We start from the raw sequence: 18,430 nt of genomic DNA, 5'->3' as shown, positions 1-18,430 counted from the left end.
CTTCATGTAGTATCCCGTGGCGCGGACTACAAAACGTCGTTTGGATGTCTGCCAAGGCGCCTGTGAAAATACGCACACTGCCCGCCAGCCCGTCTGGCCGGCCGCACCCAGCCGCGCCCGGCACAACCGGGGAGCACGCACGGGTGCCGTGTTTAGAGAAGCGCTACAGGCTTAATACAGAAGAGCGAAATAGCTGAGCAGAGTGAGGCAAGCAATGACTGGATACGTTCAAGTCGGTGGCCTTCAGGTCGCCAAGGTCCTGTACGACTTCGTGAACAACGAAGCCATCCCAGGGACCGGCATCGTCGCCGAGCAGTTCTGGGCGGGTGCAGAGAAGATCATCAATGACCTCGCTCCAAAGAACAAAGCCCTGCTCGCCAAGCGCGACGAGCTGCAAGCCAAGATCGACGCCTGGCACCAGGCACGCCAAGGCCAGGCCCACGACGCCGTAGCCTACAAAGCATTCCTCCAGGAAATCGGCTATCTGCTGCCACAAGCTGACGATTTCCAGGCCACCACTCAGAACGTGGACGAAGAAATCGCCCACATGGCCGGCCCGCAGCTGGTGGTGCCGGTAATGAACGCCCGCTTCGCCCTGAACGCCGCCAACGCCCGCTGGGGTTCGCTGTACGACGCCTTGTACGGCACCGACGCCATCAGTGATGAAGGCGGCGCCGAAAAAGGCCAGGGTTACAACAAGGTCCGTGGCGACAAGGTCATCGCCTTCGCCCGCGCCTTCCTCGATGAAGCCGCGCCACTGGCCGCTGGCTCGCACGTCGACTCCACCGGCTACCGCATCGAAGGCGGCAAGCTGGTTGTTGCCCTCAAAGGTGGCAGCAACAGCGGCCTGCGCGACGACGCCCAACTGATCGGCTTCCACGGTGACGCCGCCGCACCGACCGCTGTGCTGCTCAAGCACAACGGCCTGCACTTCGAAATCCAGGTCGATGCCAACACCCCGGTCGGCAGCACCGACGCCGCCAGCGTGAAAGACATCCTGATGGAGTCGGCACTGACCACCATCATGGACTGCGAAGACTCGGTTGCCGCCGTCGACGCCGACGACAAGGTCGTTGTCTACCGCAACTGGCTGGGCCTGATGAAAGGTGACCTGGCCGAAACCGTGAGCAAGGGTGGCAAAACCTTCACCCGCACCATGAACCCGGACCGCGAGTACGCCGCGCCCAACGGTGGCAGCGTGACGCTGCACGGCCGTTCGCTGCTGTTCGTGCGCAACGTTGGCCACTTGATGACCAACCCGGCGGTACTCGATGCCCAAGGCAACGAAATCCCCGAAGGTATCCAGGACGGCCTGTTCACCAACCTGATCGCCCTGCACAACCTCAACGGCAACACCAGCCGCAAGAACACCCGCAGCGGCAGCGTGTACATCGTCAAGCCGAAAATGCACGGCCCGGAAGAAGTGGCCTTCGCCGCCGAAATCTTCAGCCAGGTCGAAGACCTGCTGGGCATGCCGCGCAACACCGTCAAGGTCGGCATCATGGACGAGGAGCGCCGTACCACGGTCAACCTCAAGTCCTGCATCAAGGCGGCCGCCGAGCGCGTGGCGTTCATCAACACCGGTTTCCTCGACCGCACTGGCGATGAAATCCACACCTCGATGGAAGCCGGCGCCGTGGTGCGCAAGGGCGCCATGAAGAACGAGAAATGGATCGGCGCCTACGAGAACAACAACGTCGACGTTGGCCTGGCCACCGGCCTGCAAGGCCGTGCGCAAATCGGCAAGGGCATGTGGGCCATGCCTGACCTGATGGCAGCCATGCTCGAGCAGAAAATCGCCCACCCACTGGCCGGTGCCAACACCGCCTGGGTGCCGTCGCCGACTGCCGCCACCCTGCACGCCCTGCACTACCACAAGGTGGACGTGCAGGCGCGTCAGCGTGAACTGGCTTCGCGTACCCCGGCCTCGGTGGACGACATTCTGGCCATCCCGCTGGCCGCCGACACCAACTGGTCGGCCGAAGAAATCCGCAACGAGCTGGACAACAACGCCCAGGGCATCCTCGGCTACGTGGTGCGCTGGATCGACCAGGGCGTGGGTTGCTCGAAGGTGCCGGACATCAACAACGTCGGCCTGATGGAAGACCGTGCCACCCTGCGCATCTCCGCCCAGCTGCTGGCCAACTGGCTGCGCCACGGCGTGGTCAGCCAGGAGCAGGTGCTGGAAAGCCTCAAGCGCATGGCCGTGGTGGTTGACCAGCAGAACGCTGGCGACGCCCTGTACCGTCCGATGGCGCCGAACTTCGACGACAACGTCGCGTTCCAGGCGGCCGTGGAGCTGGTAGTGGAAGGTGGCAAGCAGCCGAACGGCTATACCGAGCCGGTGCTGCACCGCCGTCGCCGCGAGTTCAAGGCGCGTAACGGGTTGTAAACCGCAAGGGGCCGCATTGCGGCCCCTTTCTGCTTCACTGCATTTTCAGTTCTTTTTTCACCAGTTCCAGCAGCTTGCCCAGGTCCACCGGCTTGAGCAGGAAATCCACCACTCCCAGGTGCATCACATCCACCGCCTCTTTCACATCGGTGTCGCCCGACACCACGATGATCGACAACGCCGCCCACTTTGACTCGCGTATCTGGCGGATCAAGTCCATCCCGTCCTTGGGTTCCATGCGCAAATCCGTGATCATCAGTGCGATTCTGGGTTCCCAGTGCAACTTCCAAAAAGCCTCCTGGGCACCATCGGCGGTCATGCTGTCGATACCCCTGCTTTTCAGGTAATAGCCTAGAGCCTCGCTGTTCACTGGGTTGTCATCAACGATCAACACCAACGGTTTTGGCGCGACAGGCGCACTCACCACGGCCAATGCCTCGCGTTCGGCGTCGCTCAGGATGTCGGTTTGCTCAGGCATGGCCATCTCGTCAAAAAAATTCTGCTTCAGCATTAGGACCGCATTACTTGCGTAACCCGTTTCGCCTTTCGTCGGGTCTCTGACAGGGGTACTCATAGACTTACGTCCAATGGGCACCACCCCGCCGCAAGCCGACCATGGAGGCAGAAAACAACAGGGCCGGCACCTATATATAGATATATATAGTTCGGCGTAGCGATACGGTCAGTTTCATGAGCAAAAAGGACGCCTACAGCCAGGCGGGCAGGACAGCAGTACTGCAGAACATTCAAGGCACCCTGCAGTTTCTGCAGCGCTTTCCGCCGTTCAACCAGATGGAGCACAGCCACCTGGCCTACCTGGTCGAGCAGTGCCAGCTGCGCTTCTACGCCGGTGGCGAAAGCATCGTCAAACCTGCCGATGGGCCGGTCGAGCACTTCTACGTCGTCAAGCAGGGCCGCGTGGTTGGCGAGCGCCAGCACCTGGTCAAGCCTGGCGTGGAGACCACCTTCGAAATCACCAGTGGCGAATGCTTCCCGCTGGCCGCCCTGCTGGGCGAGCGGGCGACCCGCACCGAGCACCTGGCCGGTGAAGACACCTTCTGCCTGCAGTTGAACAAGGCCGCGTTCATCCGCGTGTTCTCGATGTCTGAAGTGTTTCGGGATTTTGCCCTGCGTGGAGTGAGCAGCCTGCTTGACCAGGTCAACCAGCAAGTACGCCAGCGTGCGGTGGAAACCCTCGGCACCCAGTATTCGTTGAACACCCCCCTGGGCGAACTGGCCATGCGTCACCCGGTGGTGTGCAGCGGCGACACGTCCCTGCGCGAAGCCGTGCGGCTGATGCACGAGCAACAGGTGGGCAGCATCGTGGTGGTCGACCCGCAGCGCTACCCCACCGGCATATTCACCCTGCGCGACCTGCGCCAGGTGGTGGCCGCGGAGGATGCCGACCTGGGTGCGCCCATCGACCGGCACATGACCGCCAAGCCGTTCTACCTCAGCCCCCAGGCCAGCGCCTTCGACGCTGCCATGGCCATGACCGAGCGGCATATTGCCCATGTGTGCCTGGTGGAAAACCGGCGCCTGTGCGGGGTGGTTTCCGAGCGCGACCTGTTCTCTCTGCAACGGGTCGACCTGGTGCACCTGGCGCGCACCATTCGCCATGCGCCTCGGCTGGATACCCTGGTCTCGCTGCGCGGTGAAATCAGCCAACTGGTCGAGCGCATGCTGGCCCATGGCGCATCGTCGACCCAGATCACCCAGATCATCACCCTGCTCAACGACCACACCGTGTGCCGGGTGATCGAGCTGGCCCTGGCCGAGCGTGGCGACCCCGGCGTGCCCTTCAGCTGGCTGTGCTTTGGCAGCGAAGGGCGACGCGAGCAGACACTGCATACCGACCAGGACAACGGCATCCTCTTCGAAGCCATCGACAAGGCCGAGGCCGACGCCATCCGCGCCCGCCTGCTGCCACTGGCGCAATACATCAACCAGTGCCTGGCCCAGTGCGGCTTTACCCTGTGCAAGGGCAACGTCATGGCCGGCAACCCTGACTTGTGCCTGTCGCGCAGCGAATGGGCGCGGCGCTTTGCCGGCTTTGTTCGTGAAGCCAGCCCGGAAAACCTGCTGGGTTCGAGCATCTACTTCGACCTGCGGGTAGTGTGGGGCGACGAACAAGGCTGCGAGCAACTGCGCCAGGGCCTGCTTCAGCAGGTCGCCGACAACCGCATCTTCCAACGCATGCTGGCCGACAACGCTCTGCGCCAGCGCCCGCCGGTAGGTCGCCTGCGCGAGTTCGTGCTGACCCGCCAGGGCAACGACAAGGCCGCCACCCTCGACCTCAAAGTCCAGGGCCTGACGCCCTTCGTCGATGGCGCCCGCTTGTTGGCCCTGGCCAATGGCATTGGCGCCTGCAATACCCTGGAACGCCTGCGCCAATTGGTGGCCAAGGGCGTGATCGAGCCGCTGGACGGCGCCGCCTATGAAGAGGCCTACCACTTCATCCAGCAGACCCGCATGCAGCAGCACCAGCGCCAGACCCGCGACAACCTGCCGTACTCCAACCGGCTTGACCCGGACAACCTCAACCACCTGGACCGGCGCATCCTGCGCGAATCCCTGCGTCAGGCCCAGCGCCTGCAAAGCAGTCTGGCCTTGCGGTATCAGCTATGAGCCTGTTCGCCTGGCTGCGCCCCAGTGCGCCCGAACTGGACTCCATCACGCGCCAGCGCCTGGCCCGACACGCCAAACCGGCGCCCCTGGGTGTGTGCAGTTTGCGCGAGCAGCGCTGGGTGGTGCTGGACCTGGAAACCAGCGGGCTCAACCCCAACCGTGACCAGGTGCTGTCGATCGGGGCGGTGGCCATCGAGGACGGTGCCATCGACTTTGCCCAGCAGTTCGAGCGCACCTTGCACCGGCCGTTGCAGAAAACCAACGCCAGCGTGCTGATCCACGGCTTGGGCCCCAGCGCTCTGGCTGCAGGTTGCGACCCAGCCGAGGCCTTGCTGGATTTGCTCGATTTCATGGGCGACAGCCCGGTGCTGGCGTTTCACGCGCCATTCGACCAGCGCATGCTGGCACGGGCGTTGAAGGAAAGCCTTGGTCATCGCTTGCAATCTGTTTTTCTCGACGTTGCCGAGCTTGCGCCGATGCTCAACCCCGACACGGTGTTGCGCGAAGCCGGGCTGGATGACTGGGTGGCGCGCTTTGGCTTGCAAGTGGAAGAGCGCCACCACGCCAGCGCCGATGCCCAGGTGACTGCAGAGCTGGCACTGATCCTGTTCAGCCAGGCCCGGCGCCAGCAGTTGGACAGCCCGTTGCAGCTGGAACAGCGACTGCGCAGGTGGCGGCGGCGCAACGTGCAAAGTCACGGTTTGTAGGGTTTGAGTGCGGCAGGGCCTGTCAAATCGAGCGCCGCCCGGGGGCGCTCGATTTCACAGGCGCTAAAACACTCAAGCCAATCCCATCACCCTTCCCCATGATGGCAATCCGATAAGCGTCCATTGCACCCACCCCCTCCCCTCTGCAACAATCGCGAATAATTATCGTTAGTTAATACATTCGTTCCGGGGGGACGCTGCTTGTCTTCTGCACAGAGCCCACACGCCGATCTGGTCGATTCGCTGTACCGCGACCATCGCGGCTGGCTGCTCGCCTGGCTGCAACGCAGCATGGCCTGCCGCCAACGTGCCGAAGACCTGAGCCAGGACACCTTCGTGCGCCTGCTGGGTCGCGAGCGACTGGACACACCCCGCGAACCCCGCGCCTTTCTCGCCGCCGTGGCCAAGGGGCTGATGTTCGACCACTTTCGCCGCGCCGCGCTGGAACAGGCCTACCTGGCCGAGCTGGCGCTGATCCCGGAAGCCGAACACCCCTCGCCAGAAGTGCAGCACCTGATCCTCGAAGACCTCAAGGCCATCGACCGCCTGCTCGGCAAGCTGTCGAGCAAGGCCCGCGCGGCGTTCCTGCATAACCGGCTGGACGGCATGGGCCATGCCGAAATCGCCGAGCGCCTGGGCGTTTCGGTATCGCGTGTGCGCCAGTACATCGCCCAAGGCATGCGCCAGTGCTACGTGGCCCTGTACGGGGAGCCGACGTGAGCAACGCACCGGTTTCGTCCCGGGTACTGGAAGCCGCCATCGCCTGGAAACTCAGCCTCGACGACGCCAGCGGCACACCGGATGAGCGCAACGCGTTCATGCGTTGGCATGCCGCCAGCGAAGAACACGCGCGTGCCTGGCGCCAGCTGGGCGCCATGGACCAACGTGTCAGTGCTGCGGCCGGCCCGGCACGCCAGGCCCTGCTGCAATCGCGTGTCGGCCTGCGGCGACGCATCGGCAAGGTTGGCGGCGGGCTGGCCGGTATGTTCCTGCTCGGTTCGCTGCTGGCCTGGGTCGGTGCCCCGTCGCTGGCGCCCAGCTACTGGCTGGCCGACCAGCGCACCGCCACGGGCGAACTGCGTACCTTGCGCCTGGAAGACGGCACACTGCTGAGCCTGAACACCCACACCGCCGTGGATATCGACTATGCCGGCGAACAACGGGTGATTGTGCTGCACCAGGGCGAAATCTCGGTCGAAACCGGCCACCAGGACCCGCGCCCGCTGCTGGTGCGCACCGACGACGGTCGCCTGCGGCCATTGGGCACACGCTTCCTGGTACGCCGCGAAGCTGAAGGTACACGCCTGGAAGTGCTGCAAGCCTCGGTCGCCGCCATGCCGCATAACAGCGGCGACGAACACGTGCTGCGTGAAGGCCAGCAAGTGCTGATGAATGCCAACGGCCTCGGCCAGGTCGGCACGGTGCCAGCCGGTGCCGATGCCTGGACCCGCGGCATGCTGGTGGTCGACAACGTGCGCCTGGGCGACCTGCTGGCCGCGCTGGGCCAGTACCGCAGCGGCTACCTCGGGGTGGACGCCAGGGTCGCCAACCTGCGCGTGACCGGCAGCTTCCCGCTGACCGACACCGATCTGGCGCTGGCATCGCTAGTGCCGGCATTACCGGTGAAGATCGAGCGGCATACCCAGTGGTGGGTCAACGTCGTTCCCAAATAAACCCGCACCGCCCTCATCGCGGGTGACCCCTTTCCCACAGCCCCCCACCCGTTTCAGGCCGTGTGAAACACCTGTGGGGGCGGGTTAACCGCGAAGCGGCCAATGCAGGCAAAAACCAATTTCAAATAATTCTCACTTTTTTTCAGATTCACCCTGTCACTTTTCAAATCTCGCTCGGCAAGGAAGCAGCAAGCACTTACCCGTCGAGGAACCGCCGCATGTCCCGTGCCGTAGATCGTATCCTGCGCCCCAGCCTGATGGCCCTGGCCATCGCCGTGGCCGCACCGCTGGCCAGCACTGCCTTGTTCGCCGCCGAGCAGTCCGCTCCGCGCGCCTACAACCTGCCCAGCGCGCCACTGGCCACCACCCTCAACCAGATCGCCAGCCAGGCCGGTATTGCCTTGGCCATCGACCCGGCACTGGTCAGCGGCCGCTCCTCGGCCCCGGTAAGCGGCCAGTACGACGGCCTCGGCGCCCTGCAAGCCGCCCTGCGCGGTACTGGCCTGCAGTTGCAACAGAGCAGCGCGGGCAGCTACAGCCTGGTGGCCGTCCCGGATGGCACCCTGGCGCTACCAGAAACCACAGTAGACGCGGCGAGCGTTTCTGAAAACGCCTGGGGCCCGGTAGACGGATACCTGGCCAAGCGCACCGCCGCTGGCACCAAGACCGACACCGCGCTGGTCGAAGTCCCTCGCTCCATTTCCGTCGCCACTCGCGAGCAGATGAAAGACCGCGGCGTGCACAGCCTGGATGATGCCGTGCGCTACATGCCTGGCATCGTGTCCGCCAGCTTCGGCAGCGACACGCGCTACGACTGGATGCGCGTGCGCGGTTTCGAGCCCACTCAGTTCCTCGACGGCCTGCCACTGCCACGCGGTGTGTACGCCAACCCGAAAGCCGAAACCTGGAACCTCGACCGCCTTGCCCTGTTGCGCGGCCCGGCGTCCTCGCTGTATGGCCAGACCCCACCCGGCGGCCTGCTGGACATGGTCAGCCGTCGCCCACAAGCAGAAAGCGAGCATGAGATCGAACTGCAGTACGGCAGCGACAACCATCGCCAGATCAACTTCGCCAGCACCGGCAAAATCGACGATGAAGGCCGCTTTCTGTATGGCGTCAGTGGGGTAATCCGCGACGGCGGCACGCAGATCGACCACATCGACGACAAGCGCTACAACATTGCCCCGAGCCTGACCTGGAACATCGACGAGGACACGACGCTGACCTTGCTCACCCAGTTCACCCGCGACGATACCGGTGCCACCAGCCAGTTCCGCCCTATCCAGGGCACCAAGATCGACATGCCATTCGGCAAAATCTCGCACCACAAGAACCTCGGTGACCCGGACTACGAGTTCTACGACCGCACCTATTACGCGCTGGGCTATGCCTTCGAGCACCGTATCAACGACGTCTGGCAGTTCCGTCAGAACCTGCGCTACACCAAGACGGACTTGTCGTTCCAGACCATCACGCCCGGCAGCTATTACGAGCCCGGTGGCCCGGTGAAAGACGATGGCACGGTCAGCCGCATGTCCACCAACACGGACGAAGACATCAGCCAGTTCGCCGTGGACAACAACTTCCAGGCCGACTTCACCACTGGCGACATCAGCCACACCCTGCTGCTCGGCCTGGACCACCAGCGCATCAACACCAATTACCTGTCGATCTTCGGCTTCAACGTGCCGGACAGCAATGTCATCAACCCGGTCTACGGGGTGCCGATCACTCGCCCGGACCGCTCCACGGCGTTCTACGACTACAACCAGAAATCCCGTCAGACCGGCTTGTATGTCCAGGACCAGATGGCGCTTGGCAACTGGCGCCTGACCTTGGGCGGTCGTGAGGACTGGGTGCATACCGGTACCAAGTACTTCAACCAGGGCGATGCCACCAATACCCAGCGCGACAAGAAGTTCAGCGGCAACGCGGCCATCAGCTATGTCTTCGATTCGGGCTTCGTGCCGTACCTGTCGTATGCCGAGTCGTTCCAACCTACCAGCAATGCCAGCGCTTCAGCGACCGAGTCGCTCAAGCCGACCGAAGGCCAGCAGTGGGAGCTGGGCATCAAGTACCAACCACCGGGCTCCAACACCCTGCTGTCGGCAGCCGTGTATGACCTGACCCAGAAGAACGTCTCGGTCACCAACAACGTCGGTGGCGTAACCGTCACCAGCCAGACCGGCGAAGTGAAAGTTCACGGCCTGGAGCTTGAAGCGGTTTCCGACGTTACCGAAAACCTGAAAGTGATTGCCGCTTACACCCTGGCAAAATCTGAAGTACAGGACGGCCTGTACAAAGGCAACCGCCTCCAGCTGATGCCGAACCAGCAAGCCTCGGTATGGGGTGACTACACCTGGCACTCCGGCGTGCTCGACGGCTTTGGCATTGGCCTAGGCGCGCGTTACACCGGCAATACCTATGGCGACCAAGGCAATACCTACCTGGGCAAGGCCAAGGCCTACACGGTGTTCGATGCATCCGTGCACTACGATCTGGGTCGCCTGGACACCAGCCTGAAGGGCGCGTCGGTGGCGGTCACTGCCACCAACCTGTTGAACAAGGATTACCTCTCTACCTGTGACTCGTACTACTGCTACTACGGCGATGAGCGCAGCGTTGTCGCCAGCGCCACTTACAAGTTCTGAGTGAGCTGGGGCCGCTTTGCGGCCCCAGGCTCCAACAGACAACAATCGGTACCGTGATGAAAAGCCCAACCATCCGCCGCTGGTCCGTGATCCACACCTGGAGCAGCTTGGTCTGTACCCTGTTCCTGCTGTTACTGGCAATCACCGGCCTGCCGCTGATCTTCCACCACGAACTCGAACACCTGCTCGGCGACGCCCCCGAACTGCGTGAAATGCCAGCAGGCACCCCACACCTCGATTTGCAGCAGCTCGTACTCAAAGCGCAGCAGCACCGACCCGGCGAGGTCATGCAGTACTTTGGCTACGAAGAGGACGAACCCAACGGCGTGGTGGCCATCACCGCCGCCACCGCTGGCACCGACCCCAACCTGTCGCACACCTTCATGCTCGACGCCCGCACCGGCGAAGCAGTGGCAATGCCCGCCGCCAATGGCGGCTTCATGATGGTGATGCTGCGCCTGCACGTGGACATGTTCGCCGGCTTGCCCGGCAAACTGCTGCTGGCCTTCATGGGTGTATTGTTCATCGTCGCGATCGTTTCTGGCACCGTGCTCTATGCGCCGTTCATGCGCCGCCTGGACTTCGGCACCGTGCGCCACGAAAAGTCCCGCCGCCTGCGCTGGCTGGACCTGCACAACCTGATTGGCGTGGTCACCCTGGCCTGGGCATTGACGGTAGGCGTGACCGGTGTGATCAGCGCCCTGTCCGACCTGGTCATCGCGGCTTGGCGCAACGACAGCCTGGCCGCCATGGTTGCCCCCTACCGCGACGCCCCGCCGCTCACCGAGCGCGCACCCGCCACACGCCTGCTGGAAATTGCCGAACAGGCCGCCCCCGGCATGCGCCCGGATTTCATCGCCTTCCCCGGCACGCGCTTCTCCAGCGAGCACCACTATGCGGTGTTCATGAACGGTGCCACGCACCTGAGCTCGCACCTGTTCACGCCGGTACTGATCGATGCCCGCACCCTTGAGGTGACAGCGGTCGGCGAGCGCCCCTGGTACATGGACGCCATGGGCCTGTCGCAACCCTTGCATTTCGGCGACTACGGCGGGCGGCCGATGCAAATCCTCTGGGCGGTGCTCGACGTGCTGACCATCATCGTGCTCTGCAGCGGCCTGTACCTGTGGTGGGGCAAGCAGCGCAAGCCCAGGGAGGCGCGTGCATGAGCCACAAGTCGCAAACCACTGCGCGCATTTTCGCCTGGCCGGCGCTGATCGCCTTGCTGGGCGCCCTGGGGCTGTTCGCCGCCTTGCTCGGTGATGGCGGCTGGGATGGATTGTCCTGGCTAGGCCTTGGGCTACCTGCGTGGTTCTCGATACGCGGCCTGTGGCGCCGCTGAGGTAGCCCGCTGAAACCGGGTGTTGCCGAACGATTACCCGCGGATCATTCGGCCAGCTTGGGCAGCAGCCGGTCTAGCCGCTGATGCAAGGCACTGCCGCTCGGCCAGTTACGCAGCAGCCGCGCCCGGTCACGGGCGTAGGCCGGGGCGAAGCTGAGCTGGGTAGCGTGCTGGCACATGGCGTCGAGGTCGATCAGCGACCACCGGCCGTTGTCCCAGAACAGGTTATGGCCCTTGAAGTCGCCATGGCTGATGCGTTCGCGGATCAGCTGCTGCATCACATGCACCAGGGCGTCTACCTGTTCCTCCGGTGCATCGCCGTTCTCCACGAACGGTGCGAAACACGCGGTGAGGTCCGGGCCATCGACGTACTCGGTCACCAGGTAAGCACGGCTGCGCAGCCCCATGACCCGTTGCTCCAGCACCGCCAACGGTTTGGGTGTGGCAATGTCGAGGAACTCCAGACGATGGCCCTCGATCCACGAATGCCAGGCACGGCTCGGGCGCCAAAAGCGTTTGAACCAATGCGCGGTGTTCTTGATGTTGTAGCGCTTGAGCACCAGCTGACGACCGTTCACTTCGATGCGTGCCACACTGGCGGCGCCACCGGTCTTGTACAGATGGCCCTTGTCGATCAGCGTATCGGCCTGCGCCAGCACCGGCTGCATGGCACTGACTTCACTGCGGCGGATCGCCTGCAACCCCGAGAGGCTGCGCTGGACGCTGAACAAGCTGCACTCGCGGCCGGCCTTTTCCAGGTAGTCCTTCTGCCGCCAGTTGCGCACCTTGTCTACCTGTTTCTGCAGGGCTTCCAGCGGTAGCGCATGCTCGGCATTGGCCAGCAGGTAGTGCACCAGCAGCTCTTCGATGAACGGCTCCAGGCGCTTGGGCAATTGGGCGAAGAACACGCCGAGGTTTTCCAGCACACGCGGACGCGACAACTGTTGGCCAGGTGTTTCGGCCTTGATGCCAGCGCCGTCGATCAAGTACAACTTGCCGCCATGGCGCAGCAGGTTGTCCAGGTGCAAGTCTTCCTGCCACAGGCCTTGGGCGTGCATGTGCGCAACGGCGGTGAGCGCTTCGCCTAGCACCAGGTGCTGTTCGTCACCCAGCACGGGCAGGTTTTCAACTGCGGCCCAGGCATCGGCCAGGCTTTCGGCACCGTCGAGGAATTCGAACAGCAGCCAGCCGCCTTCGCCTTCCTTGAGGCCGTCGGCCAGCAGCTTGGGCGTGGTCAGGCCCTGCTCGGCCAGCAACTTCACACCTTGCAGCTCGCGCTGGAAATGCCTAGCCGCGTTGCCGCCTACCAGCAACTTGGCCAGCACCGGGGTGCCGCGCCACACACCAGCGCCCACATAACGCTGGCCTGGCAACACGCGCAGCAAGCTGAGCAGTTGCAGGTCAGCGCTGCCAGCGGCATCGGCCAGGGTGATGCTCAGCGGCAACGACGGGTTGCGGCCGGCATCTTTCAATTCAGACAAACGCATCAGCGGGCCTCTTTTTCACGACGGCGTTGCGTCAGGCGTTGCAGCCAGGTATTCACCAGCGAACCATCGGCCGGCTGTGCCAGGTACGTGGCCAGCAAGGTACGCACATCCTGCTCGCTCCAGGCCTGGGCGCGGCGCAGCAGCGGCTCCAGGTCCTTGAGGCGGTCGCGCATGCCGAACAGCAATGGCCGGGTCTTTTCCAGGTCGATCAACTGCGCGTCCCAACCGTCGCGGCGTTGGCGCAGGAAGATGTGCTTGGGGTAGAAGCAGCCATGCACCTGGCCGGCGCTGTGCAGTGTGCGCGCCAGCTGGCCGCAGGCCTGCAGGATACCGTTGCGTTCGGCGTCGCCCAGCTGTGGCCATTGGGCCAGCAGGCCGTCGAGGTCGGCCCACTCGTCCAAAGCGCGGGTCATCAGGATGGCCCGGTGCTTGCCGCCCTGCTTGCGCTCACCATAGAACACTGCCTGCAACGCAGGAATGTGCAGCTTCTGGTAGCGGCTGATGTTGCGAAACTCACGGGCAAAGGTCGGCTCGCCGAACGGCCGGTGCAGGGTGCGGGTCAGGTAGTCGCTCTGGCGCTTGAGGTAGTAGCCCTTGCCTTCGAGTTCCAGGCGAAACACGCTGCTCCAGCCGCCACGGCCGGTGTTGGGTTCGTCCACAGCCTCGAGTTGCAGCGCCCACAGCGCCTCGAAGTCGTCCAGGCCATGGCGTTTGAGCAGCGCGAGGTCCGCGCTGGCCAGGTAATCGGTCATTCCCTTCCCTCGAAAAAGCCCAATACCTGGCGAATGCGCTTCTTGTCGCGCACATTCAGCCGGTCGCGGCCACGGTATTGCAGGTAGAAGCGCAGGCGTTGGGTGGCGGACAGGTGGTATTTGGCCACCTTGTCCAGGCATGCCAGGTCCTTGATCATCCGGTGTCGCCACATGAAACCGCGCCAGAAGTCGCCGGTGGGGCAGTCGATGAAGAATAGCGTGCCCTGGTCATCGACCAGCAGGTTGCGCCACTTCAGGTCGTTGTGGGCGAAACGGTGCTCGTGCATTACCCGGGTATGGCGCGCCAGCTGACGGCTGACATGGTCGACCCAGGCACGGTCGGCCAGGCGCGCATCGTGGCGCTCGGCCAGTGCCGACAGGTCTTCGGTGCGCGGCAGTTCACGGGTGATCATCGCCCCACGGCCAAATGCCAGGCCGTTGCGCTCCAGGCCCCAGGCCACCACCTCAGCAGTGGGGATGCCCCACTTGGCGAACTGTTTGAGGTTCTGCCATTCGGCCTTGATGCGCGGCCGGCCCAGGTAGCGACGCATGTGCTTGCCGGCCCCGGTGTAGCGCTTGACGTAGTAGTTGACCCCGCTGCGTTCGATACGGACCACTTCGCTGAGCGGGTCGCGGGTCAGGCGTTCGCCCTGGATGGCAAATACCGCATCGAGGCTGCCGAAGTCCGTCGCCAGGTGTTCGTAACCCGGCGCCAGTGTCCAACTCGCCATCAGAGTGCATCCCCATAGCGTTGCTTGCGATCGTAGAGTTTCTGCGCCTTGCGCTCCAACCAGGCGAGCAACGCGGCTTCGTCCTTGAGGACTTGGCGCAGCGGGCGCTGGAAGTAACCGCGCAGGAAACGCAGCTTGTCGCGCTGGGTCAGGCCGATGTCCAGCGCCGAGAAGTACAGCGCGGCCAGGTCCTTGTCACGCCAGCGGCGGCTGATTGTCGCCCGGGTTTGCGCGCGGTGCAGGTCGATCACCGACAGTTTGAAGTCATCCGCCGTCACCGGTCGGTCGGTGTGCAGCAGGAAATGGCAGATATAGCAGTCGCGGTGGTTGACCCCAGCGCGGTGCATACCGCCAGTCATCTTCGCCACTTCGGCGATCAGCGCGCGCTTCAGGCGCGGCTCGGGCGGCTGCTTGACCCAGTCGATGCTGTAGTCTTCAAGGCTGATGGTTGGCGCCAGTTCTTCGGTGATGATGAACGAGTGCTGCGTGGCCGGGTTGCTGCCGCGCTCGCCGTAGGCGACGGCGGTCATGGTCGGCACACCCACCTCATGCAGGCGCTGGATGGCCCGCCACTCCTGGCCGGCGCCGAGCACTGGCAGCTTGGCCGTGAACAAGTTCTTGAAGATTTCGCCCCAGCCAATGCCGCGGTGGATCTTGACGAAGAACCCCTCGCCCTCCACCTCGGTACGCAGCGTGCGGCGCCCTTCCAGTTCGCGATAGACCTCGCCTTGCAGCGCTTCTACGGCGTCGAAGGCATCACGCCCGGCCCACAGGCGTTTGAAGGGTTCGGCCACTATCAGCTTCATGCGGTTTTCTGCCCCAGGATCACGTCGGCAGCATGCTGCGGCATGCTGTACAGATCGGCGGTTTCTGCATATGCCAGGCCGTTGCGCGACCAGCTGGCGCGGGCCTGCGGGTCTTCGAGCATGCGCTGCAAGTAACCGTTGAGCTGTTCCTGCTCGAACGGCTCGTCCAGCACCAGGCCACTGTCGGCCTCGGCGATGTAGTGGGCGTAGCCGCACACCTTGGACACCAGCACCGGCAGACCGGCCACCAGCGCTTCGAGCAGCACTGTACCGGTGTTCTCGTTGTACGCCGGGTGAATCAGCAGGTCGGCACCCAGCAGGAAGCGCGGAATGTCGCTGCGGCCCTTGAGGAACTGCACCTGGTCGCCCAGGCCCAGGGTGGCGCTTTGCAGCTGGAACACCTTGGGGTCGTCCTGGCCGATCACCATCAGCTTCGTGCGTTTGCGCAGGGCCGACGGCAGCGCGGCCAGGGCCTTGAGGCTGCGGTCCACACCCTTGGTCTTGAAGCCCGAACCAATCTGAACCAGCAGCAGGTCATCCTCGCCCAGGTTGAATTCCTTGCGAAACTCGGCGCGAATCTCGGCGGCATTGGCCGGCGCACGGCGGTCCTGGGAAATACCCGGTGGCAGCAGGTGGAAGCGTTCCACCGGGGTGCCGTAGTGCTTGATGAACAGCGGCTGCTGCACTTCGGAAATCATCAACACTTCGGTATGGGCGTCCTTGGCGAACACCGCGCGCTCATACTCGGCAAAGTGCCGGTAGCGGCCCCAGCGGCGGTACAAGCCACCGCGCAAGGTCTGCGCCTTGTCCTCGAAGCAGCCGTCGGCAGCGTAGTACACATCCAGGCCCGGCATTTTGTTGAAGCCGATCAGGCGGTCGACCGGGCGCTTGGCCAGGTCGGCGGCCATCCAGGCACTGAGTTTCTCATTGCGGCGGTGGTTGAAAATCGCTTTCACCGGCGCCACCAGCACTTCGAAGCCCGGCGGAATGTCACCCTCCCAGATCAACGTGTACACACGGATCTGGTGGCCCCGCTTCTGGCATTCCAGGGCAATGCGCATGAAATCGCGCTGCAGCCCGCCGAAGGGGAAATATTTGTAAAGCACGAAAGCCAGTTGCATCAACGGACATCCTCAGCCAGCAGCAACGCGCTCAAGCGGCCCGCCACATGCTCGGGATTCAGGCGAGTGAAGCACAGCGGCCACTCGCGTTTCAGATCGAACCGGCGCAGGTCGTCGGCGCTCGGTTTGTAGGTGCACTTCTTCTGCAGGCAGGGAGCGCATGGCCAGTCACTGGCCTGGTGAATCTGGGTCCGTCCGTAGGCGCCAGTCAGGCCCGGGTTGGTCGGGCCGAACAGCGAAATGGTGGGCACATCGAGTGCCGCCGCCAGGTGGCCAAGGCCGGTGTCGACCGCCACGCAGGCTTTTGCCGCCGCCAGTACGCGCGCGACGCCGGCAAGGTTCAATTTGGGGAGCACCTGGCAGTTGTTCAAGCCCTGAGCGATACGCTCGGCCCGCGCCTTCTCGGCCGGGTTGCCCCAGGGCAGACGCACTTCCAGCTTACGCCGGCCCATGCGCTCGGCCAGTTCGCGCCAGTAGGCTTCGGGCCAATGTTTGGTCGCCCAGGTGGTACCGTGCAGGAACACCACATAAGGCGCAGCCGGCGGCAACTGCAGGCGGTCGAGGTCCAGGCCGTAGTTGCCAATGCCCTCCGGCAGGTCGTAGGCCAGGGCCATGGCGAACAGCTGGCGTACCCGTTCCACGGCGTGTTGGCCGGTGGCAACCGAAAGGCGTCGGTCGTAGAAGCGGCTTGCCCAGCCTTCGCGTGCCGAATAACGGTCCAGGCCGGCGACCGTGGCCTTCACGTAGCGGGTCAGCCAGGCCGACTTGACCAAGCCCTGGGCATCGATAACCAGATCGTACTTGCGCTCGCGCACCCGTTGCTTGAACGCCTTCCACTCACCACTCTTGATGGTTTGCCACACGTTCTTGCGCCAGCGGCGGATGGCCACCGGGATCACTTGGTCGACCGCCGGGTGCCAGCTGGGGATTTCGGCGAAGCCTTCTTCAACTACCCAGTCGAAACGGATACCCGGAATGGCATGAGCGGCATCGGTGAGTGCCGGCAGGGTGTGGATCACATCACCCAGCGACGAGGTCTTGATGATCAGTACCCGCACTTAGTCGACCTCGGCCACGGTATCGATCAGGTCCGGCCCGCTCAGGCTGTGCAGGGCGGCGATGACTTTGCCCGGTTCCAGCAGGCGCAGGCAGTTGTAGTGGCCGAAGCGGCAGGTGCGGTCAAAGCATGGGCTGCACTCGATGCCCGTGCGCACTACTTCTACCTGTTCGGCCAGCGGCGGGGTGAAGCCGGGCGAGGTCGAGCCGTACACCGCCACCAATGGGCGATTCAGGGCTGCGGCCACGTGCATCAGGCCGGAGTCGTTGGACACCACGGCATGGGCGCAGGACATCAGGTCGATGGCTTCGGCCAGCGAAGTTTCACCGGCCAGGTTGGACGATTCTTCACGGAACCCCGGGATCAGCCGGTCACGTATCTGCTCGCCGACCGGGTGATCGTTCTTCGAGCCGAACAGCCACACCTGCCAGCCCTGGCGGATCATCGCGTCGGCCACGGCGGCATAGTGCTCGGCGGGCCAGCGCTTGGCCTCGCCAAACTCGGCGCCAGGGCACAGCGCCAGCACCGGGCGGTCCAGCTCCAGGCCGAACTTGGCCAGGGCGGCGTCACGGCTTTGCGCTTCGATCTGCAGGCTGGGGCGCGGGTACGGCTGCGGCAGCTCAGCGCCGGGGGCGTAGGCCAGGGCCATGAAGCGCTCGATCATCAGCGGGTAGCGGGCCTTGTCCAGTTTGCGCACATCGTTCAACAGGCCGAAGCGCATTTCGCCGCGCCAGCCGGTGCGTTTGGGGATGCCGGCAAAGAACGGCACCAATGCCGACTTCAGCGAGTTGGGCAGCAAAATGGCCTGGTCATACTGGCCGGCCAGGGACTTGCCGATGCGCCGGCGCGTGGCCAGCTCCAGCGCGCCGTGGCCGAGCGGGAAGCTCAAGGCCTGGCGCACTTCAGGCATGCGCTCCAGGATCGGCCGGCTCCACTCGGGGGCCAGTACGTCGATCACGCAGTCGGGGTGCTGCTGTTTCAGGCACTGGAACAGGGTCTGCGCCATCACCATGTCGCCGACCCAGCTGGGGCCAATGATCAGTATTCTCATGCTTAGTCCAGAAACGCTCGGGGAGGCTACAG

Annotated in this window: 16 protein-coding genes; 8 read left to right on the top strand and 8 right to left on the bottom strand. The window is 64.0% G+C overall.

What is annotated here, in order from left to right; all coding sequences use genetic code 11:
* The first annotated feature begins 214 nt into the window (after positions 1-214).
* Positions 215-2,392: a malate synthase G gene (locus tag ACNQP3_RS01805; RefSeq protein ID WP_060493153.1), complete on the top strand. Its 2,178-nt coding sequence runs from the start codon at positions 215-217 to the stop codon at positions 2,390-2,392.
* Between the two features lie 34 nt (positions 2,393-2,426).
* On the opposite strand, the gene ACNQP3_RS01800 is transcribed toward ACNQP3_RS01805, so the two are convergent.
* Positions 2,427-2,966: a response regulator gene (locus tag ACNQP3_RS01800; RefSeq protein WP_060493154.1), complete on the bottom strand. Its 540-nt coding sequence runs from the start codon at positions 2,964-2,966 to the stop codon at positions 2,427-2,429.
* 116 nt (positions 2,967-3,082) lie between these two features.
* On the opposite strand from ACNQP3_RS01800, the gene ACNQP3_RS01795 reads away from it, so the two are divergent.
* The 7 genes from ACNQP3_RS01795 to ACNQP3_RS01765 all read left to right on the top strand — a co-directional run bounded on the left by ACNQP3_RS01795 (position 3,083) and on the right by ACNQP3_RS01765 (position 11,393).
* Positions 3,083-5,020 carry a DUF294 nucleotidyltransferase-like domain-containing protein gene (locus ACNQP3_RS01795; RefSeq protein ID WP_060493155.1) on the top strand — a complete coding sequence of 646 codons (1,938 nt, stop codon included), beginning with the start codon at positions 3,083-3,085 and terminating at the stop codon, positions 5,018-5,020.
* Entirely contained in the window at positions 5,017-5,727 is a 711-nt protein-coding gene (locus tag ACNQP3_RS01790; RefSeq protein WP_012270151.1) for a PolC-type DNA polymerase III, read from the top strand. The genes ACNQP3_RS01795 and ACNQP3_RS01790 overlap by 4 nt, the downstream gene beginning before the upstream one ends.
* Positions 5,728-5,928: 201 nt before the next feature.
* The gene (locus ACNQP3_RS01785) at positions 5,929-6,447 is read left to right on the top strand and encodes an RNA polymerase sigma factor (protein WP_012270150.1); all 519 of its coding nucleotides are present in this window, start codon (positions 5,929-5,931) and stop codon (positions 6,445-6,447) included.
* Positions 6,444-7,400, top strand: coding sequence for a FecR domain-containing protein (locus ACNQP3_RS01780; RefSeq protein WP_012270149.1), 957 nt, complete (start codon positions 6,444-6,446; stop codon positions 7,398-7,400). Before ACNQP3_RS01785 ends, ACNQP3_RS01780 begins: the two co-directional genes overlap by 4 nt.
* Before the next feature lie 218 nt (positions 7,401-7,618).
* Positions 7,619-10,051 carry a TonB-dependent siderophore receptor gene (locus ACNQP3_RS01775; protein WP_069943195.1) on the top strand — a complete coding sequence of 811 codons (2,433 nt, stop codon included), beginning with the start codon at positions 7,619-7,621 and terminating at the stop codon, positions 10,049-10,051.
* Between the two features lie 56 nt (positions 10,052-10,107).
* Positions 10,108-11,220, top strand: coding sequence for a PepSY-associated TM helix domain-containing protein (locus ACNQP3_RS01770; RefSeq protein ID WP_012270147.1), 1,113 nt, complete (start codon positions 10,108-10,110; stop codon positions 11,218-11,220).
* Positions 11,217-11,393, top strand: coding sequence for a hypothetical protein (locus ACNQP3_RS01765; RefSeq protein WP_012270146.1), 177 nt, complete (start codon positions 11,217-11,219; stop codon positions 11,391-11,393). Before ACNQP3_RS01770 ends, ACNQP3_RS01765 begins: the two co-directional genes overlap by 4 nt.
* Before the next feature lie 44 nt (positions 11,394-11,437).
* On the opposite strand, the gene ACNQP3_RS01760 is transcribed toward ACNQP3_RS01765, so the two are convergent.
* Genes ACNQP3_RS01760 through waaF form a run of 7 tightly spaced genes read right to left on the bottom strand, consistent with a single transcriptional unit; the run spans position 11,438 to position 18,398 of the window.
* Entirely contained in the window at positions 11,438-12,880 is a 1,443-nt protein-coding gene (locus ACNQP3_RS01760; protein ID WP_060493158.1) for a lipopolysaccharide kinase InaA family protein, read from the bottom strand.
* The gene (locus tag ACNQP3_RS01755) at positions 12,880-13,632 is read right to left on the bottom strand and encodes a lipopolysaccharide kinase InaA family protein (protein ID WP_012270144.1); all 753 of its coding nucleotides are present in this window, start codon (positions 13,630-13,632) and stop codon (positions 12,880-12,882) included. The genes ACNQP3_RS01760 and ACNQP3_RS01755 overlap by 1 nt, the downstream gene beginning before the upstream one ends.
* Positions 13,629-14,363 carry a lipopolysaccharide kinase InaA family protein gene (locus tag ACNQP3_RS01750; RefSeq protein WP_012270143.1) on the bottom strand — a complete coding sequence of 245 codons (735 nt, stop codon included), beginning with the start codon at positions 14,361-14,363 and terminating at the stop codon, positions 13,629-13,631. The genes ACNQP3_RS01755 and ACNQP3_RS01750 overlap by 4 nt, the downstream gene beginning before the upstream one ends.
* On the bottom strand, positions 14,363-15,169 hold the full coding sequence (rfaP, locus tag ACNQP3_RS01745; protein ID WP_060493159.1) for a lipopolysaccharide core heptose(I) kinase RfaP: 807 nt from the start codon (positions 15,167-15,169) through the stop codon (positions 14,363-14,365). Before rfaP ends, ACNQP3_RS01750 begins: the two co-directional genes overlap by 1 nt.
* On the bottom strand, positions 15,166-16,290 hold the full coding sequence (locus tag ACNQP3_RS01740) for a glycosyltransferase family 4 protein (protein WP_012270141.1): 1,125 nt from the start codon (positions 16,288-16,290) through the stop codon (positions 15,166-15,168). Before ACNQP3_RS01740 ends, rfaP begins: the two co-directional genes overlap by 4 nt.
* Complete coding sequence (waaC, locus tag ACNQP3_RS01735; RefSeq protein WP_012270140.1) at positions 16,290-17,348, bottom strand: lipopolysaccharide heptosyltransferase I; 1,059 nt, start codon at positions 17,346-17,348, stop codon at positions 16,290-16,292. The genes ACNQP3_RS01740 and waaC overlap by 1 nt, the downstream gene beginning before the upstream one ends.
* Positions 17,349-18,398 carry a lipopolysaccharide heptosyltransferase II gene (waaF, locus tag ACNQP3_RS01730; RefSeq protein ID WP_012270139.1) on the bottom strand — a complete coding sequence of 350 codons (1,050 nt, stop codon included), beginning with the start codon at positions 18,396-18,398 and terminating at the stop codon, positions 17,349-17,351.
* Positions 18,399-18,430 lie beyond the last annotated feature (32 nt).

Source organism: Pseudomonas sp. LFS074 (genome assembly GCF_047978165.1).
In the GTDB taxonomy this organism is placed as follows: Bacteria; Pseudomonadota; Gammaproteobacteria; order Pseudomonadales; family Pseudomonadaceae; genus Aquipseudomonas; species Aquipseudomonas putida_P.
This window is presented reverse-complemented; position numbering and strand designations above follow the sequence as displayed.

Excerpts from the sequence above, each read along its gene's own strand:
- ACNQP3_RS01805 (WP_060493153.1), top strand. The coding sequence starts at position 215 with ATGACTGGATACGTTCAAGTCGGTGGCCTTCAGGTCGCCAAGGTCCTG.
- ACNQP3_RS01800 (WP_060493154.1), bottom strand. The coding sequence starts at position 2,966 with ATGAGTACCCCTGTCAGAGACCCGACGAAAGGCGAAACGGGTTACGCA.
- ACNQP3_RS01795 (WP_060493155.1), top strand. The coding sequence starts at position 3,083 with ATGAGCAAAAAGGACGCCTACAGCCAGGCGGGCAGGACAGCAGTACTG.
- ACNQP3_RS01790 (WP_012270151.1), top strand. The coding sequence starts at position 5,017 with ATGAGCCTGTTCGCCTGGCTGCGCCCCAGTGCGCCCGAACTGGACTCC.
- ACNQP3_RS01775 (WP_069943195.1), top strand. The coding sequence starts at position 7,619 with ATGTCCCGTGCCGTAGATCGTATCCTGCGCCCCAGCCTGATGGCCCTG.
- ACNQP3_RS01770 (WP_012270147.1), top strand. The coding sequence starts at position 10,108 with ATGAAAAGCCCAACCATCCGCCGCTGGTCCGTGATCCACACCTGGAGC.
- ACNQP3_RS01765 (WP_012270146.1), top strand. The coding sequence starts at position 11,217 with ATGAGCCACAAGTCGCAAACCACTGCGCGCATTTTCGCCTGGCCGGCG.
- ACNQP3_RS01760 (WP_060493158.1), bottom strand. The coding sequence starts at position 12,880 with ATGCGTTTGTCTGAATTGAAAGATGCCGGCCGCAACCCGTCGTTGCCG.
- ACNQP3_RS01755 (WP_012270144.1), bottom strand. The coding sequence starts at position 13,632 with ATGACCGATTACCTGGCCAGCGCGGACCTCGCGCTGCTCAAACGCCAT.
- ACNQP3_RS01750 (WP_012270143.1), bottom strand. The coding sequence starts at position 14,363 with ATGGCGAGTTGGACACTGGCGCCGGGTTACGAACACCTGGCGACGGAC.
- rfaP (WP_060493159.1), bottom strand. The coding sequence starts at position 15,169 with ATGAAGCTGATAGTGGCCGAACCCTTCAAACGCCTGTGGGCCGGGCGT.
- ACNQP3_RS01740 (WP_012270141.1), bottom strand. The coding sequence starts at position 16,290 with ATGCAACTGGCTTTCGTGCTTTACAAATATTTCCCCTTCGGCGGGCTG.
- waaF (WP_012270139.1), bottom strand. The coding sequence starts at position 18,398 with ATGAGAATACTGATCATTGGCCCCAGCTGGGTCGGCGACATGGTGATG.